19 protein-coding genes and 1 riboswitch are annotated in these 15,940 nt (G+C 54.3%); of the genes, 2 read left to right on the top strand and 17 right to left on the bottom strand.

Translation table 11 applies throughout. From position 1 onward, the window contains the following. Positions 1-6: 6 nt before the first annotated feature. From ACH0VJ_RS18420 to pduF, 17 genes are all read right to left on the bottom strand, one after another. Positions 7-684 (bottom strand): energy-coupling factor ABC transporter transmembrane protein, encoded by a 678-nt coding sequence (locus ACH0VJ_RS18420; protein WP_000147127.1) that lies wholly within the window; start codon positions 682-684, stop codon positions 7-9. Further along, complete coding sequence (locus tag ACH0VJ_RS18415) at positions 671-952, bottom strand: energy-coupling factor ABC transporter substrate-binding protein (RefSeq protein ID WP_000753212.1); 282 nt, start codon at positions 950-952, stop codon at positions 671-673. The genes ACH0VJ_RS18420 and ACH0VJ_RS18415 overlap by 14 nt, the downstream gene beginning before the upstream one ends. A 1-nt stretch (position 953) precedes the next feature. Further along, the gene (cbiM, locus tag ACH0VJ_RS18410) at positions 954-1,691 is read right to left on the bottom strand and encodes a cobalt ECF transporter S component CbiM (protein WP_000764336.1); all 738 of its coding nucleotides are present in this window, start codon (positions 1,689-1,691) and stop codon (positions 954-956) included. Further along, a complete protein-coding gene (locus tag ACH0VJ_RS18405; protein WP_001013555.1) occupies positions 1,688-2,401 on the bottom strand; it encodes a cobalt-factor II C(20)-methyltransferase in 714 nt (237 codons plus the stop codon). The genes cbiM and ACH0VJ_RS18405 overlap by 4 nt, the downstream gene beginning before the upstream one ends. Continuing rightward, positions 2,398-3,192 (bottom strand): sirohydrochlorin cobaltochelatase, encoded by a 795-nt coding sequence (locus ACH0VJ_RS18400; protein ID WP_000709777.1) that lies wholly within the window; start codon positions 3,190-3,192, stop codon positions 2,398-2,400. The genes ACH0VJ_RS18405 and ACH0VJ_RS18400 overlap by 4 nt, the downstream gene beginning before the upstream one ends. A 2-nt stretch (positions 3,193-3,194) precedes the next feature. Then, complete coding sequence (locus tag ACH0VJ_RS18395; protein WP_001001983.1) at positions 3,195-3,986, bottom strand: cobalt-precorrin-6A reductase; 792 nt, start codon at positions 3,984-3,986, stop codon at positions 3,195-3,197. Next, a complete protein-coding gene (locus tag ACH0VJ_RS18390) occupies positions 3,983-4,708 on the bottom strand; it encodes a precorrin-3B C(17)-methyltransferase (protein WP_000953638.1) in 726 nt (241 codons plus the stop codon). Before ACH0VJ_RS18390 ends, ACH0VJ_RS18395 begins: the two co-directional genes overlap by 4 nt. Continuing rightward, a complete protein-coding gene (cbiG, locus tag ACH0VJ_RS18385) occupies positions 4,708-5,763 on the bottom strand; it encodes a cobalt-precorrin 5A hydrolase (protein ID WP_001098927.1) in 1,056 nt (351 codons plus the stop codon). The genes ACH0VJ_RS18390 and cbiG overlap by 1 nt, the downstream gene beginning before the upstream one ends. Further along, a complete protein-coding gene (locus tag ACH0VJ_RS18380; RefSeq protein WP_000004866.1) occupies positions 5,744-6,517 on the bottom strand; it encodes a cobalt-precorrin-4 methyltransferase in 774 nt (257 codons plus the stop codon). Before ACH0VJ_RS18380 ends, cbiG begins: the two co-directional genes overlap by 20 nt. Next, complete coding sequence (locus tag ACH0VJ_RS18375) at positions 6,501-7,079, bottom strand: decarboxylating cobalt-precorrin-6B (C(15))-methyltransferase (protein ID WP_000650985.1); 579 nt, start codon at positions 7,077-7,079, stop codon at positions 6,501-6,503. The genes ACH0VJ_RS18380 and ACH0VJ_RS18375 overlap by 17 nt, the downstream gene beginning before the upstream one ends. Beyond that, positions 7,069-7,674 carry a cobalt-precorrin-7 (C(5))-methyltransferase gene (locus tag ACH0VJ_RS18370; protein WP_000958835.1) on the bottom strand — a complete coding sequence of 202 codons (606 nt, stop codon included), beginning with the start codon at positions 7,672-7,674 and terminating at the stop codon, positions 7,069-7,071. The genes ACH0VJ_RS18375 and ACH0VJ_RS18370 overlap by 11 nt, the downstream gene beginning before the upstream one ends. Next, complete coding sequence (gene cbiD, locus ACH0VJ_RS18365) at positions 7,668-8,807, bottom strand: cobalt-precorrin-5B (C(1))-methyltransferase CbiD (RefSeq protein WP_001292911.1); 1,140 nt, start codon at positions 8,805-8,807, stop codon at positions 7,668-7,670. The genes ACH0VJ_RS18370 and cbiD overlap by 7 nt, the downstream gene beginning before the upstream one ends. After that, a complete protein-coding gene (locus ACH0VJ_RS18360; protein WP_000558987.1) occupies positions 8,807-9,439 on the bottom strand; it encodes a cobalt-precorrin-8 methylmutase in 633 nt (210 codons plus the stop codon). Before ACH0VJ_RS18360 ends, cbiD begins: the two co-directional genes overlap by 1 nt. A gap of 10 nt (positions 9,440-9,449) precedes the next feature. Continuing rightward, positions 9,450-10,409, bottom strand: a complete 960-nt coding sequence (gene cbiB, locus ACH0VJ_RS18355) for an adenosylcobinamide-phosphate synthase CbiB (RefSeq protein ID WP_000153643.1) — start codon at positions 10,407-10,409, stop codon at positions 9,450-9,452. After that, a complete protein-coding gene (locus ACH0VJ_RS18350) occupies positions 10,406-11,785 on the bottom strand; it encodes a cobyrinate a,c-diamide synthase (protein WP_000741254.1) in 1,380 nt (459 codons plus the stop codon). Before ACH0VJ_RS18350 ends, cbiB begins: the two co-directional genes overlap by 4 nt. A gap of 96 nt (positions 11,786-11,881) precedes the next feature. Next, positions 11,882-12,057, bottom strand: a riboswitch (cobalamin riboswitch). 325 nt (positions 12,058-12,382) lie between these two features. After that, positions 12,383-13,294, bottom strand: a complete 912-nt coding sequence (gene pocR / locus ACH0VJ_RS18345; protein WP_079833559.1) for a regulatory protein PocR — start codon at positions 13,292-13,294, stop codon at positions 12,383-12,385. 216 nt (positions 13,295-13,510) lie between these two features. Next, positions 13,511-14,305, bottom strand: a complete 795-nt coding sequence (gene pduF / locus ACH0VJ_RS18340) for a propanediol diffusion facilitator PduF (protein ID WP_001000023.1) — start codon at positions 14,303-14,305, stop codon at positions 13,511-13,513. Between the two features lie 524 nt (positions 14,306-14,829). Between pduF and pduA the strand changes: the two genes are divergently transcribed. Continuing rightward, positions 14,830-15,114, top strand: a complete 285-nt coding sequence (pduA, locus tag ACH0VJ_RS18335; RefSeq protein ID WP_001183618.1) for a propanediol utilization microcompartment protein PduA — start codon at positions 14,830-14,832, stop codon at positions 15,112-15,114. Next, on the top strand, positions 15,111-15,923 hold the full coding sequence (gene pduB / locus ACH0VJ_RS18330; RefSeq protein ID WP_000097504.1) for a propanediol utilization microcompartment protein PduB: 813 nt from the start codon (positions 15,111-15,113) through the stop codon (positions 15,921-15,923). The genes pduA and pduB overlap by 4 nt, the downstream gene beginning before the upstream one ends. Positions 15,924-15,940: the final 17 nt, after the last annotated feature.

The following is a 15,940-nucleotide window of genomic DNA, read 5'->3' as shown; positions in this document are numbered from 1 at the left end:
TAGTCCTTACAGGTGAAAATCACCCTGATACAGTTTGATATCCAGCGTGGTAGTCATTTGCTGATAACGCATTAACACCCGCGTAAACAGGAGTCCAGTTAGCATTGCCAGAGATCGATAGCCGTTCGGCAGGCTGCAATAACCAAAACGCAGCGTTTGCGAGCGACGAATTGCCGCCGCCTCATCCAGAAGAATAAAGAGAAAGCGCCACGTTAACAGGATTTGCTCGGTAAGCAGGCGTGGAATATGCGCGCGCTTAAGCAAGCTAATTAACTGCGGAAACGGTAGGTTCATCACCAGCCACAACGTCGCGGACAGCGCCGTCAGGCTACGCCAGAACGTTTCATTCGCCGTAACCACGCCCGCACGGGTAATCCCGATCCAGTACGGCCCGACAGATATGCCAGCCAACAGCATTTGCGGCTCGCGGCTGATGCTGAAGATAATCGTTATCACGCCGACCAACAAAAATCCAAAAGGTATCGCCATCCATCGACACCAGCGCCAGAGGGATATGCGCAATAGCCAACAGCTCAATCCGGCAATGATCAGCAGCTCAATGCCCTGCCCTACAGGCGGCAGAGCAAACGCCAGTATCATCATCGCCAGCCACAGCAAAAACTTGCGCTGCGGCGCAACGTGTGCCCAGCGGCTTTGATAGCTGAGTCGATCAAGCCCGGTCATCACGGCGTTGTTTACCTTTGCAATACCCCAGGATATAAAAAATCACCGCCGCGCCAAGAGAGCCCTGAAGGGTAAACAGCAGGCTTTCAATTTCACCGCTGGCAGGTTCATATAACGGCTGAAACCAGGGTTTATACTGCGGCGCAATAGCCTGAATCTGGCTTTCCGCTTCGCCGTCTGAACCGCCATATTCACCGCCATGGTTAATAAAAAACGGCAGAATCACCAGCGCCACCACCATCGCTAACAACATCAACGTTTTTTTCATTTTAATGTCCTTGTACGGTAATCACTTGCCGTTTGGTTAACTGGTCATAAATCATGACGGTTAATAAACCTTCGGCAATGGCGACAGGAATCTGTGTGAGGCAGAAAATCCCCATAAACTTCACAACAGACCCTGTCGCTCCGGCATGGGGATCGGGAAACGCAACGCCAAGCTGGACTGAAGTCACAAAATAGGTCGCCAAATCCGCCAGCATCGCGCACAGAAAAACGGCGACATCGCGGCGCAGTCCGGCACGGCAGGCCATTTTCCACACCAGATAACCGACAACCGGGCCAATCACCGCCATCGACATTCCGTTTGCGCCAAGCGTCGTCAGGCCGCCGTGCGCCAGCAACAGCGCCTGAAACAACAGCACAACCGCGCCGAGAATCGCCACCACCCCGGGCCCGAACAAGATAACCGCCAGACCAACGCCGGTCGGATGTGAACAACTCCCCGTTACCGACGGAATTTTGAGCGCGGACAGGACAAAAATAAACGCGCCGCACAGCGCCAGCAGTACCTTCTGATGATTATCCTCCTGCACAATACGCCGTAAGCGCACCAGTCCATACCACAAGCAGGGTAAAAACAGTAACCACCAGGCCAGCGCCCACACTGGCGGTAAAAAGCCCTCCATGATATGCATCGCAAACGCCTGTTGCGGGACAACCATCAGCAATAGCGCTGCAGCCAGTCCACTGAAAGACAACTGTCGAAGCTGCTGTTCAAGTTTCATTCTGCATACTCCCACTGTTTATTGACCAGAATGGTCGAAAAATAGGGCAACGGTCGATCATCGTTGACCTCGTGGAGATGGCGCCAGCACTGCTCGCCGGGCAGCGTGGCCTCGGACATCATTAAGGCGCATTCCTGCAGGCCAGCCTGCGCCAGCAACGCTTTAATACGAGCGAACCGGCCATACACTTTCATCAGCACCAGGCTATCATGCTGTTGTAGCGCCTGGGCTATTTCCGCTTCCGGCGCGGTACAAGAAATAACCGCCAGCGATTGCTGTTCTATGGCGAGCGGCATTTTCGCGCGGGCGGCTATCGCGGCGAAGGACGTGACGCCGGGGACAATCTCCAGCCACTCCGGGCAGCCGATACGCTGGAGTAAAAAAATCCAGGTACTGAATAGCATCGCATCGCCCAGGGTAATAAAACCGACCTGTTTACCCGCTTTCACCTCTGCGGTAAGCGCGGCGGCAACCTCGTTCCAGACCGCTTCTTTCTCGGCGCCGTCAGCGCTCATAGGGAAATGGCAACAACGTACTTCCGTCTGCTCGCCGAGATAGTCGCGCACAATCGACAGCGCCAGACTATCGCCCCCCTTACGACCGGCGGGCGCATACAGAATGTCCAGCGAGCCAAGAATCCGCGCTGCGCGGACGGTTATCAGGTCGGGCGCGCCTGGCCCGGTGCTTAATGCGTATAATTTACCGTTCATGCCGCCTCCTCTACCGCCATGTTCAGCGCCTGGTGCAAATGCGCGACAAACATCGCCCGGATAGCCGGGTTTTCTCCCAGCCCGCTCAGCCACGGCGTCGCCGGAATGCCCGCCGCGTTAAAGCGCATTTTCCATGAGTCGCCGTCGTCTGAAGCCATATCATTAATGGCGTGATCGCCCGCCACCAGCATTAATGGCATCAAATGTACGCCGGTGACGCCTTCGTCACGCAGGCTGTCGATCAGGATGTCGACCTCCGGGTAGCTTTCTACGGCGCCGACGCGCGCCGGAAAGCGCTGCGCGGTCATCATATGATCGAGACAGGCATAAGCTGCGAATGCGTGATGGCTGGCGCCGTGGCCCATAAAAACGACTTTCTCCGTTTGTCTGAGCGATGGCATCTGTTGTCGCAACGCCTGCATTAGCTGCACATAATCGTTATGGCTGCTCAGCAGCGGCACGCCCAGCGTCAGGCGAGTGAATAACGGACGCAAGATTTGTACTTCACGGACAATTTTTTCATATTCGTCGCCGTTAATAATGTGCAACGACTGAATCGCCACGTCCTGATATCCCTGTGCGGCAAGCTTTTGCAAAGCCTGTAATGGCGTATCGATGTCGATACCGTCACGCTGGCGAAGCTTGCGAATGATCATTCCGGAAGTGAAGGCGCGAAACAGGTCGCGATCGGGACAGGACGCCGCCAGATCACGTTCGCACGCCACAATGTTTTTTTCACAGGTGTCGTGATAGCTGGTGCCAAAACTGACTACCAGAAGCGCTTTTTTCATTTTTACTCCTTAGCTGCGGCCAGCCAGCGCGATAAACGCTGCGCAAAGGCGGCCTGGCTTTCCAGTAACTCATCACCCGTCACAAGCGGCGTCGGGCGCGCAATAACGATGCAGGGAATGCCCGCATCCAGACAGGGCTGAACTTTTTCCTGATATCCCCCCTCCGCGCCGGACGCTTTGGTAATGACTACGTCGGCCCGGCACTGGTGGTAAAACGCGGCGTTAAAATCAGCGCTGAACGGCCCACACAGTGCGAAAATTTCTCCAACGCCGAACCCCAGTTCGCTGCAGCGTTGAATCACCTCCGCCACGGGCAGTACGCGCGCCAGCAACGTTTTTTCCGCCAGCCCGGCACGCCAGACGGCCAGATCTTTACTGCCGGTCGTCAGTAACACGCGCGGACCAAAACGCCTCGCTATCTCGCAGGCATCGGCAATACTGCGCGCCGTATAGAGAAGCGGATGCGTCAGATTGCTAAGCTGCTCCGGACGCTGATAACGACTTAACAACACGCCCGCCGTTTCACAGGCGCGAAGGAGGTTATGGCTGACCATTTCTGCATAAGGATGTGATGCATCTATTACCCAGCGAGTACGGTTTTCTTTTAGCCAGGCGACCATCTGCCCGTACTCCAGACGACCACAGCGCACCTGTCCTTTAATGTCGCCAGCCAGCGCTTTTCCGGCTGGCGTCGCCACGGATAAGGTGTACGCGACGTTCGCCGCATCCAGTTGTCGGCATAACGCGCGCGCATCGCTGGTGCCGCCCACCACCAGCACTTCCCCCTCATTCACAGCGTGTAACCTCGCGGCGTTACCATCAGCCCATCCTGAACATAGGTCGTTTTATTACCGACGATGACCAGACTGGTCATATCTACCGGTTCAAAATTCATATCGCCGAGCGTAGTCAGCCATTTTTCCTCTTTTTTACGTCCAGCGGATTTCACCACGCCAACCGGCGTCTGCGCGCTTTTACTGGCGGCAAGCAGGTCAAACGCGCGCGCCAGATGCCCTTCGCGCCCGCGGCTGCGCGGGTTGTAAAAACAGATAACAAAGTCTGCCTCTCCGGCGGCAACGATGCGTTTTTCAATAACCGGCCACGGGGTCAGCAGGTCGCTGAGGCTGATATGGCAGAAGTCATGCATCAGCGGCGCGCCCAATAAAGAGGCGGCGGCGATGCTGGCGGTCATGCCAGGAATGAGCCGCACCTCGACGTCCAGTTTTTGCTTGCCGACCAGTTCCAGCACCAGACCCGCCATGCCGTAAATTCCCGCATCCCCGCTGCTGATGAGCGCTACGTTATGCCCGGCCTGCGCCAGTTCAATAGCCGCCTGGCAGCGTTCAATTTCCTTACACATGCCGGTCTTGATCACCTGTTTGTCGCCAGTGAATGCTTTAACCAGATGGGTATAGGTTTTGTAACCCACGACGATTTCCGCCGCCTGAAGCGCCTCAATCGCCTCCATCGTCATCATTGCCTGCGAACCGGGGCCAATACCAATTACGCTCAACATCAGTGTGCAACTCCTAAAGTAATAGTGACGCCCTGTTCTCGCAGGGTCTCGCCTAACAATTGTCCCTGGCTTAATAACCACGCAGCCGGGCCGGATACGCTGCCAACACCCACCGTTTTTCTGACGAAGCCAGAACCGGGAAAATGGTGTTCGAATTCGCGCAACGCTTCGGCGGTAAAGGTTTTAAAAGGCACGCGGCAGCAGGAGGCGAGCTGAATAAGCCCCGGCTCCCCTTTTTTGAGCGTGACGCTGCCAATCGCTTTTAACGCCAGCGGATCGAGTTTCTGCGCTTCAAGCTGGCGCGCCAGTAATGTCGCTAACAGGGGAAATGGCGTATCGCGGCGACAGCCAATTCCCGCCACCACACGCTGGGGCACCAGTTTCCAGTGCAGTACGGGAAGCTCAGGGAGGTCATTACGCAAAGAGACGCAGATAAGCGCATCCAGTTCAGGCAATCGCTGCAAATCATCAACAGGGATAAAACCACGAATATCGCACTGGCCGATCTCTTCCGTTAGTTCGGCATCCCACCATAACCCCACCCGTTGATGACTGACCAACATCTGGTTAACGGTTTTTACCGCCGTGCGAAGATCGGACATGCGGGCGTTAAGCTGGAAAGCTAAGGTGTCCAACGCGGACATCTCATTGACATCCGTTGCCGTGGTAATCACCGGATCGGCGCCTAACATTCCTGCCAGGTAGCGCGTCAAGGCATTGGCCCCGCCCGCATGACCGGAAAGCAGGCTAATGACATGCTGACCACGTTCATCAATGACGACCACCGCCGGATCGCTGAACTTGTCGTTCACTAACGGCGCCAGGACACGAACGGCAATGCCGGTCGCGCCGATAAAAATAAGCGCGGTATAAGTGGTAAAAGCCTGCCGGGCGGTATTAGCGAATCCGCCATCGAAGGGAATAAATCCCTCTTCCCGCAGTTTTTCACTGGTAAAGCAGGTTAACGGCAGCATCGCGGAGAGTCTCTTTGCCAGCGCCACGCCGCCGGGCGTCAGGCAAAACAACGCAATGGATTCAGGCTTTACGGTATTCATGGCTAAAGTCCGCTGCATAAAGTCTTGAGTAGTGATACTCCTTACCCAGAAAATTCCCGACAAGAATCAGCGCCGTCTTACGGATGCAAGCATCACGTACTTTGTCGCTAATATCCGCTAACGTGCCGCGAACGGTCTGGCTTTCCGGCCAGGTAGCCTTATAGATGACCGCGACAGGCGTAGCTGCCGGATAACCGCCGGCAATGAGACGTTCCGCCACTCGGTGAATACGCTGAACGGAGAGATAAATCGCCATCGACGTCTGGTGACTGGCGAACGCCTCCAGTTGTTCGCGCGCCGGTACTGGCGTACGCCCTTCCAGACGGGTAATAATGAGACTCTGCGATACCTCCGGTACGGTATATTCCACACCCAGCTCCGCCGCAGCGCCGAGAAACGCGCTGACGCCAGGCACTACCTGCCAGTCGATACCACGGCGAGTTAACTCCTCGCCTTGCTCACGTACGGAGCCGTACAGCGAGACATCGCCCGTTTGCAAACGCACCACCGTTTTTCCCGCCTTCACGCCCGCCGCCATCAGCTCGATAATCTGCTCAAGATGCAGTTCGGCGCTGTCGTAGCGTTCTGCCTGCGCGGGGCAGTAATCCAGCAGTTCGGTATTGATCAGCGAACCGGCATAGATAACTACCTGCGCCTGTTGCAGCAGGCGGTAGCCTTTAAGCGTGATCAGCTCGCGATCGCCCGGCCCGGCGCCGACGAACCATACACAGCGTGGATCAAATGTCTCTGACATGGTTTTCTTCCTTCTGACAGGCGATAACAAAAACAGGATTGTTCGGTTTGAAATAGTGTCCCGCCCCCAGCGGCGTTAACGATGAAAGCTGAAGCTGTACACAGTCCATTCGACATGCGCCGATGTGGGCAAGATGCGCCAGCGCGCTATGAAGGTTTTCCTGCAAGATAAAGGTCATCACCAGACGGCCACCGGGATGCAGATGGCCCATCGCCCAGTCAATCAGCGCCGTCAGATGCCCGCCGCTGCCGCCCATAAACACCGCATCGGCTTTCCCGGTTATGGTCATTGGCGCTTCGCCGGGGAGAATATCGATATTGCCGCAGGCAAAGCGCTGACGATTCTCATCAAGCAGCCGTAGCGCGGCAGGATTACGCTCGATAGCCGTCACCTGCAACGAAGGAAATTGCAGCGCCGCTTCAATTGAGACGCTTCCCGTTCCCGCCCCGACGTCAATCAGATGACTGGCGCGGTGGAGCTCAAGTTTCGACAGCGCCAGCGCCCGTACCGCCTCTTTGGTCATTGGCACGTTCTCGCCGCGCAGAAAAAGCTCATCTTTCATCCAGGATCACCACTGCATTCATTTCATAGTCGGCGTTGACCGCACTGACGGGTAGCCAGTGGATCCGCTCATTTTCCATCGCCAGATTTTCACCAATCACCATTAAGCGATGCCCTTTGCCCCGCGCGACCAGTTCCCGCGCGATTTCTCGCGGCCCGCAGCGGGCATCCGTGACCATCGCCACTTTGCGATGGCTCGCTAACTGCTCGAAGCTGACGCAACGACCGTGGCTACTGGTCAACCACATGTCATTCATATCAATTCCAGCCTGTGCGCACAGATACTGTACGGCGCTGATGCCAGGGATAATGCGAACCTGTTCGATACCAAAATGCGCCACCAGGCGTGTACCGATGCCATAAAACAGCGGATCGCCGGAGGCCAGCACCACGATCCCTTTATCCCGACGGGCGGCAATCCATGACAACAACGCGCCAATATCCGCGCCCAGCGTAAATCGTTCGCCGCCAAACGCCGGAAACTGCGCCAAATGCCGTTTACCGCCTGCCAGCGCATCGGCGTGGTCTATCGCTTCCAGCGCCGCAGGCGTCATCAAATGCCGTCCAGCGGGCCCCATTCCCACGACCGTTAGCATTGCAGCTCCTTAGCAATCTCGTCGACGGGACGATTACTGCCGAGAATATGGTTATCAAAAGAAAACAGGATGGCGTCGCAGACAGGCTGCGTTTTGGTAAAACGCAGCATCTGCATGACTCGCAAACAAATACGCCTGGCAAGATGGTTATAGATATGCCCGAAGCCATATGCTTCAATGTGCTCCATTGCCGCTTCGGTGGTATCGCAATCGCTGACCAGGGTGAGTAACTCCAGCGGCGCGCCCAGTAAAGCTAAATGCGCGACCAGCGTTTCCATGCGCGCATCGGCAATATGGCTATGGGTATGAAAGATCCCGGCGGCGATTTTGATCAGTTTTCCAGGATGCCCCACCAGCACTATCTGGCAAAATCCCAGCCGTACCGCCTCTTCAATCATGTAGCCGACAAAATTGCTCATGGTGACGACTGCCTGTGTGTCGACGCCCATTTGTTCGCGAACAAACCGTTCGCCGTGGTTGCCCGGCACGAGTATCACCCGCGTTAATCCTGACGCCCGTTTGATCTCCAGTTCCAGCGATAGTGAGCGTTTCCAGCTTTCTTCCGACATCGGCGTCACAATGCCGGTAGTGCCAATAATGGAAATGCCGCCAAGGATGCCAAGCCGCGAGTTATACGTTTTTTGCGCCCGCACTTCGCCTTCCGGGGCAAAAATCTCCACATCGGCCCCACGCGCCGGGCCTATCGCTTCGCGCACCGCTGACTCAATGGTATGGCGCGGCGTACGATTGATGGCGGCGCTCCCGAGCGGCAGTCCAATCCCTTTACGCGTTACCGTACCAATACCTTCGCCGCCAGTGAGCGTAATCTCACCGCTGTCGTTGAGCGTAACGCGGGCAAAAATCAGCATTCCGTGCGTGGCATCCACATCATCGCCGCCATCTTTACGAATTGCGGCTATCGCCTGCTGGCCTTCAATGTGCGGCGACTCCACGTTCAGGCATAGCGTGACGCCCGACGGCGTGACGATGGAGACCTGATGAATCAGATGTTGACGCAATACCATCAGCGCGGCGACTTTTGCCGCCGCCGTCGCGCAGGAACCGGTGGTATATCCTTTACGTAACGCTTTACCGTGGTGCCAGACCGGCGCGTCAAAAGAAAGCTCGCTCATCAGGCCTCCCGGAGATGATAGAGCAGCGCATTGACGATAGCGGCAGCCACGTTACTGCCGCCTTTACGCCCTAACGCGGCAACCGCGGGGAAATGGCTATGGGTGAGCGCCTCTTTGGACTCCGCCGCGCCGACAAAGCCTACCGGTACGCCCACCACGCCGCTCACCGTCACGTTATGTTCAAGCAAACGGAACAGGGCCGTCGGCGCATTACCGAAAACAAAGAGCTTGTTTTTCTCCTCCTCGGCGATAGCGATATCGACGGCGGCCATTGAACGGGTAATCCCCTGCGTTTTTGCGGCGCGCACCACGCGCGGATCGCTGATATAACAGCGACACTCGCCGCCAAACGTCGCCAGTAATCTTTTATTAATGCCGGACAGCGCCATCGTGGTATCGGTATAAATAATGCACGGATGGCGTAACGCATCACAAAGCTGTTCCAGCGCATCGGCAGAGAACCACAAAATGTCCAGCCAGTCGAAATCGGCGGTGGTATGAATAACCCGCTTGATAATGGCCTCATGGAGCGGACTGGCGAAACGGTAATCAGGACGCGTTTCGCGAATAATGTCGCTAATAATGGTGAAACTGTTGGCCTCAATGGTTTGGGGCTGCTGGATATAATGCATACTGTCGTCCTCAGGCCACGCCAGATAACCCGCACCGCGCCGCAATAAACAGCGCCAGCGCCAGGGTTGAAGCGACCCACATCAATCGAATCGTTCGGGAAATATCGTCCACGGAAATATCGCGCTGCGCGTCGCCGATCCAGGGCTTGTCCACACGCTCGCCAAAGTAGTTATTTGGGCCGCCGAGCTGGATTCCTAAGGCGCCGGCCACACACGCTTCCGACCAGGCGCAATTTGGGCTACTGTGGTTATAACGGTCACGCCAGCCAATACGCAGCGCCCGCCAACCACTCAGGCGACACAGTCCTGCCGCAATGCCCAGCAACAGCCAGCTCAGTCGGGCAGGAAGATAGTTCGCTACGTCGTCCATACGGGCGCTGACCATACCAATCGCCCGGTATTTTTCATGTTTGTAGCCCACCATTGAATCCAGGGTATTGACGGCTTTGTAGGCCATCGCCAGCGGCGCGCCGCCGAGAAAGAGGAAAAAGAGCGGCGCGATAATGCCGTCAACGGTGTTTTCTGCAACCGTTTCCACCACGGCGCGATTGATCTGCGCTGGCTGAAGTTGCGACGTATCGCGCCCGACGATCCAGGAGAGTTTTATTCGGCTTTCCGCAAGGTCGTTCTCCCGCAACGGTCGTTCAACCTCCTGCGCGGCGCGGGCCAGAGAGCGTCCGGCCAGCGTGGTAAAGATCATCCAGACTTCGACGCTCCAGCCAAACCAGGGGTGAATCCGCTGCGCCAGCGCCAGTACGCCCCATGCCGCGCCCCAGGTCGCCCCGACAACCACAACCCACATTACGCCGCCGCCAATCCGCAGCGCTTTATCGCCGGGACAATAGCGACGCACAATACGCTGCACAAACGTGATTAAACGACCTATCCAGCGTACCGGATGGGGCCAGTGTTGAGGGTCGCCGATGATAAAATCCAGCACCCAGGCGATACACCAGGCAAGGATCGTCATAATACGCGCCTCGCCGCCGCCAGCCAGTGCTGCAACATTTCCGGACGCTGGGCGAAATGGACGTGCAGATAGCTGGCAAACGTGTTGCCTGTCTGCCAGCCGCCAGTCCATTCCTGTAACACGCGGCCATCGCGAACCTTACGACAGGTCATAACGGCGGGTGTTTCGGGAATAAAATCTGAGTAGTGAAATTCATGGCCGCGCACTATCTCGCCAGGCGCCGCCAATAGCGTTGGCTGCATAGCCTGCGCCTCACAGTAACCAAAGCGGGTAAGTCGCTTACCCATTTTGCTGTGACCGGGGATAATATTCGCCATCTGATGAATTTCCCCGCCGCTATCTTCCAGAGTGCTCCCCAGATACATCAGACCGCCACACTCCGCGTAAATCGCCACGCCGCGCTGATGCGCCGCCCGCAAATGTTTTAACATCGCCGTATTTGCCGCCAGATCCGCGGCGTATAATTCAGGATATCCACCGCCCAGCCAGATCATCTGGCAATCAGGCAATGCGCGGTCATGCAGTGGGCTAAAACGCACAATGTTAACGCCGGCACGCTCCAGCAAATCGATGTTATCGGGATAATAAAAGTTAAAGGCCTCATCATCCGCCAGAGCAAGCGTCAGCCCTGCCCCCGCTGTGTTATCGGGGCGCTCAGGCCACATTCCCGTCGGAAGCGCTGATAACACGCTCAGCGAGAGTAGCGCATCCACATCCACTGTTTGTTCCAGCGAGGCGGCAAAATCATGCCATGATTGCTGATTGACGAGGGATTCTCTGGCGGTAATCAACCCCAGGTGGCGTTCAGGTAATGCGACGCCGTCGCAAGGAGGGACATACCCCAGTACCGGCAGTGAGCAATAATGTTCAATGGCATTTTTGAGGAGCTGATAGTGGGCGTCGCTAGTGACGCGATTCACAATCACGCCCGCGAGGTTGAGGGTCGGGTCGAAGTGCTGAAATCCCATAACGGTAGCCGCAAGCGACGTTGAAACAGCCTTGCCGTCCACCAGTAGGATGACCGGGCAACCAAGCTGTTTGGCCATCGCGGCTGTGCTGCAGTAATTGGGGTCGACGCCATAGCCGTCATACAGCCCCATGACCCCTTCAATGACAGCGATATCCGCCTGCCGCATTTGTTCGCAAAATAAGGCGTTGAGAACAGGAGGAGGAAGCATGAAACTGTCAAGATTACGGGACGCCACGCCACAGATAGCGGTATGCCAGCCGGTATCAAGGTAATCTGGCCCAACTTTAAACGGCTGTACGCGCAGCGCGCGTTTTTGCAGCAGCCTCAACAAACCAAGCGTCACCGTGGTTTTGCCGCAACCGCTTCCTGTGCCTGCAAGAATAAATGCGTGATGCCTTGCCGCCATTACCCTGATCCTGTTCAGGGTGGTAGGGGTATACAGGTACGCGCATGTTCAGTCTTTCGACTGTACGCGTCTTCGCAACCCACTTCCCACCGAAGTTGTTGGTTATCACCGACAGGCAGGTCTTCTGGCTTAGCGTCCTCCTCGCCCGTCCTTCCCAATCTTGCGATCAGTGGTCTTTACGGGGTCGTCAGCATCACAGCAGCGGGGGCTGCGGGGGATTTTCACCCCCTTCCCTACCACAAATGTGGCAAACCTGTTGGTTTACGTTATGGCTGTACGGCACACCCATAACGGCAATTAATAATGTGCTACGTTTTACATTTCTGTGAGCAATAGCCTGAGCGGTTGCTCATCTGACGTTAATCTACTCATCCTTATCGGTATATTGACGATAAAACGTATCGACAAAGCGTAATAAAACTTATCTTTCCTGACACTGTACTTCATCACAAAAATAAAAACTGGTGCAGTTTATGCCCTAAATTTTATTATTTTGTTGCGCTATGACAATTTATTGTGACACCAGATAAATTTTCTTTCTGAAATGATTAAGATACAAAAGACTATCAAAAATCGGCAATAGCAAAATATTGCTATTCATAACGATGGAGGATGAGAATTCTCATTTATCTGCTGGCGATAAGCCTGCGGCGTAACCTGATAGGTCTGGCGGAAGACTTTGCAAAAATAGCTGGTTTGCGAAAAGCCTAAATTACGCGCAATACTGGCAATACTCCAGTCACTATGGCAAAGCAATTCTCTGGCGCTAACCATTCTCTGGCGGTTTACCCACGCATTAAATCCGATTCCCTGATATTTCTTGAATAGTTTACTGAAGTAATAGGGGCTGAGATAGACATGTGAGGCGACATCCTCAAGACGAAGATCGTCGGACAAATGCGCATCAATATAGCGAAGCGCTTTTTTCATTTTACTGTCATGCGGAGTGGGACCACGAGTGGTTTTATTTGCCTCCGATTGCTGCGGATTGTCTTTGATAACCACGAAATTGAGCTGTTTTTTCAGGCAATTCTCAACAATCAGTTTAAGAAGATCGGCGGAAGCGATAACGCGTGAATAGTCCATCTCTGGCACATTCCGAAATTCATTCAAGAGCTCAGGGTCAGCCTGCCAGCGATCGTCGACATTAAGAATGTTTACCAGCTCCACGTCATTACTTAAACGAACCTGCCCGCATAAAACAAAGCCAACTAAATACCCTGCGATTACCAGCGGAATAGAAAAATCCGTTAGACCGGCATGACAACGATAAATACAGGGTTGATCGGACTTCGATGCCTCCAGTCCCCCGCAGCGATCGCTCATACGACAACGTGTACTATGCTGGGGATGCTGCCGCATCAACTGACAAAACGGCGTGAAATTGAATAGCTCAGATATTTCATCACCATGAATATTGACAACCACAACCGCCAGACCGGTGGCTTGTGCAAAATCCTGTGCGATTTTATTAATGAGTTCTGAGTTCAGAGCGCTCGCAGAAATCATGATAAAACCCCTCAGTTAATTTATTGTTATAAACAAAACACATTATTTACATTCACTTTTTATTAGCATTATCCTGGCCCTGATAAAAAGTACAATGACAATATCAAAAGTCTCCCATTGCTGGGAGACGTTTTGATCAGTTCGTGAAAGCAGATCACGAAATTATCTCACCTGTTTTTACGATACATCATTGCTGTGAATCTGGTTCGCATTTTCTTACAGTTCACAGCGGTTACAAGGTAAATTCTTACCAATAAAATAGCGATATATGGCTGCTCCGGCACAGGCGCCGATAACAGGCGCGACAATCGGCACGATAAAATAAGGGATCTCTCGCCCACCGCTCATCGCCATGTTCCCCCACCCCGCTAACCATGTGAACAGTTTGGGACCGAAATCACGCGCCGGGTTCATTGCAAAACCGGTAAGGGGTCCAGTAGACGCGCCGATAACGGCAACCAATATCCCAATAAGCAAAGGCGCAAGCGGCCCTTTAGGAATGCCATTGCCATCATCCGTCAATGCCATGATCATGCCCATCAGAATCGACGTAATGACCACTTCCACCAACGCAGCCTGCCATACATTTAGCGCTGCGGCCGGATAGGTACTGAAAATGCTGGCTAATTGCAAACTTTCGACGCTACCGCGCACCATATGATGCGCAGTCTCAAATTCAGTAAAAAGGCTACTATAAAGCACATACGCCAGCAGAGCGCCGCCAAAAGCGCCAGCAAACTGGGCAATAATATAAGGCAATACTTTCTGTTTGGGAAAGCAGGCAAAGAGCCACAGCGCAATCGTCACCGCAGGGTTAAGATGTCCGCCGGAGATGCCGGCCGTAAGGTAAACGGCCAGTGAAATCCCAAGCCCCCAAATAATGCAAATCTCCCATAATCCGAGGCTGGCGCCTGCGACTTTGAGCGCGCTCAAACAACCGATACCAAAAAACAAAAAGAGTCCGGTGCCTAAAAATTCCGCACCACATTGCGCCTTTAGAGAATCATTCATGTGACACCTTCTGAGCAAAGTTCGTGTCCTGGCCAGCGCAAGTTTCGGCTGGCGGTAGTGTACAGCTAACCTCACTATAAAAAGTGCCGCCTGTAAATTGTTGGCAACCTGCGGGCCTGCCTTCCGGAAAAATCGTGTTGCGATAGCAAAATTTTGCTTTTCCGATATTTTTATCAGCCCATCACACGGGAAATTTGAGCTATAAAATACGCCTGTGGAAATAATAAAATATTGCACAAGCCAACTTATCAATTTCGAATAAGAATCACATTTTGCGTCTTTCGCCATATCAAATAAAAATACTCTCGTCACTAACAAAAATGTAAAAATGAAATAATAAAAACAAAATAATCATATAGACAATAATAAATTAAATGTAATTTATCAATAAGTTAAAAAAGCAAAAGACAATTTAGTCATATTGCTTTCCCATTATTTTCTGATGCTCAATAGCAAGTCAGCCATTCTTTTTCCTCGCATCTTCTTATAGTCCCAACTATCGGAACACTCCATGCGAGGTCTTTATGCAACAAGAAGCACTAGGAATGGTAGAAACCAAAGGCTTAACCGCAGCCATAGAGGCCGCTGATGCAATGGTTAAGTCAGCCAATGTGATGTTAGTGGGCTATGAAAAGATTGGCTCCGGGCTGGTAACCGTCATCGTGCGCGGCGATGTTGGCGCGGTCAAAGCGGCCACCGATGCAGGTGCCGCAGCCGCACGCAACGTGGGTGAAGTGAAAGCCGTACACGTCATCCCACGCCCTCACACCGATGTAGAAAAAATCTTACCGAAGGGAATTAGCCAATGAGCAGCAATGAGCTGGTGGAACAGATCATGGCGCAGGTGATTGCCCGTGTGTCAACGCCGGAACAACAGGCCATCCCTGGTCAACCCCAACCTATACGAGAGACGGCTATGGCAGAAAAAAGCTGCAGTTTAACGGAATTTGTCGGGACCGCCATTGGCGATACCCTGGGCCTGGTTATCGCCAACGTCGATACCGCCCTGCTGGACGCGATGAAGCTTGAAAAGCGCTATCGTTCCATCGGCATTCTCGGCGCCCGCACCGGCGCAGGCCCGCACATTATGGCGGCGGACGAAGCGGTGAAAGCCACCAACACCGAAGTGGTCAGCATTGAGCTGCCGCGCGATACCAAAGGCGGAGCGGGCCACGGTTCGCTGATTATTTTAGGCGGTAACGATGTATCCGACGTCAAGCGCGGTATCGAAGTCGCGCTGAAAGAGCTGGACCGCACCTTCGGTGATGTTTACGGCAACGAAGCCGGGCATATCGAGCTGCAGTACACCGCTCGCGCCAGCTACGCGCTGGAAAAAGCGTTCGGCGCGCCGATTGGCCGTGCCTGCGGCGTCATCGTCGGCGCTCCGGCTTCCGTCGGCGTACTGATGGCCGATACCGCCCTGAAGTCAGCCAACGTTGAAGTCGTGGCGTACAGCTCTCCGGCGCACGGCACCAGCTTTAGTAACGAAGCTATTCTGGTGATTTCCGGCGACTCCGGCGCGGTCCGTCAGGCGGTGACCTCCGCCCGCGAAATCGGCAAAACCGTCCTTGCGACCCTCGGTTCTGAACCGAAAAACGATCGCCCGTCCTACATCTGATACCCACGAGGCTGATT

Source organism: Salmonella sp. 2020_1459 (assembly GCF_043847915.1).
Lineage (GTDB): Bacteria > Pseudomonadota > Gammaproteobacteria > Enterobacterales > Enterobacteriaceae > Salmonella > Salmonella enterica.
The sequence above is the reverse complement of the archived record's forward strand: the minus strand, read 5'-3'. Positions and strand labels throughout refer to the sequence as shown.

Coding starts and splice junctions, on each gene's coding strand:
- pduB (WP_000097504.1), top strand. CDS start 15,111: ATGAGCAGCAATGAGCTGGTGGAACAGATCATGGCGCAGGTGATTGCC.
- ACH0VJ_RS18390 (WP_000953638.1), bottom strand. CDS start 4,708: ATGTTGAGCGTAATTGGTATTGGCCCCGGTTCGCAGGCAATGATGACG.
- ACH0VJ_RS18400 (WP_000709777.1), bottom strand. CDS start 3,192: ATGAAAAAAGCGCTTCTGGTAGTCAGTTTTGGCACCAGCTATCACGAC.
- cbiB (WP_000153643.1), bottom strand. CDS start 10,409: ATGACGATCCTTGCCTGGTGTATCGCCTGGGTGCTGGATTTTATCATC.
- ACH0VJ_RS18360 (WP_000558987.1), bottom strand. CDS start 9,439: ATGCATTATATCCAGCAGCCCCAAACCATTGAGGCCAACAGTTTCACC.
- ACH0VJ_RS18350 (WP_000741254.1), bottom strand. CDS start 11,785: ATGGCGGCAAGGCATCACGCATTTATTCTTGCAGGCACAGGAAGCGGT.
- pocR (WP_079833559.1), bottom strand. CDS start 13,294: ATGATTTCTGCGAGCGCTCTGAACTCAGAACTCATTAATAAAATCGCA.
- cbiD (WP_001292911.1), bottom strand. CDS start 8,807: ATGAGCGAGCTTTCTTTTGACGCGCCGGTCTGGCACCACGGTAAAGCG.
- ACH0VJ_RS18415 (WP_000753212.1), bottom strand. CDS start 952: ATGAAAAAAACGTTGATGTTGTTAGCGATGGTGGTGGCGCTGGTGATT.
- pduF (WP_001000023.1), bottom strand. CDS start 14,305: ATGAATGATTCTCTAAAGGCGCAATGTGGTGCGGAATTTTTAGGCACC.
- ACH0VJ_RS18375 (WP_000650985.1), bottom strand. CDS start 7,079: ATGAAAGATGAGCTTTTTCTGCGCGGCGAGAACGTGCCAATGACCAAA.
- cbiG (WP_001098927.1), bottom strand. CDS start 5,763: ATGAATACCGTAAAGCCTGAATCCATTGCGTTGTTTTGCCTGACGCCC.
- pduA (WP_001183618.1), top strand. CDS start 14,830: ATGCAACAAGAAGCACTAGGAATGGTAGAAACCAAAGGCTTAACCGCA.
- cbiM (WP_000764336.1), bottom strand. CDS start 1,691: ATGAAACTTGAACAGCAGCTTCGACAGTTGTCTTTCAGTGGACTGGCT.
- ACH0VJ_RS18405 (WP_001013555.1), bottom strand. CDS start 2,401: ATGAACGGTAAATTATACGCATTAAGCACCGGGCCAGGCGCGCCCGAC.
- ACH0VJ_RS18370 (WP_000958835.1), bottom strand. CDS start 7,674: ATGCTAACGGTCGTGGGAATGGGGCCCGCTGGACGGCATTTGATGACG.
- ACH0VJ_RS18380 (WP_000004866.1), bottom strand. CDS start 6,517: ATGTCAGAGACATTTGATCCACGCTGTGTATGGTTCGTCGGCGCCGGG.
- ACH0VJ_RS18420 (WP_000147127.1), bottom strand. CDS start 684: ATGACCGGGCTTGATCGACTCAGCTATCAAAGCCGCTGGGCACACGTT.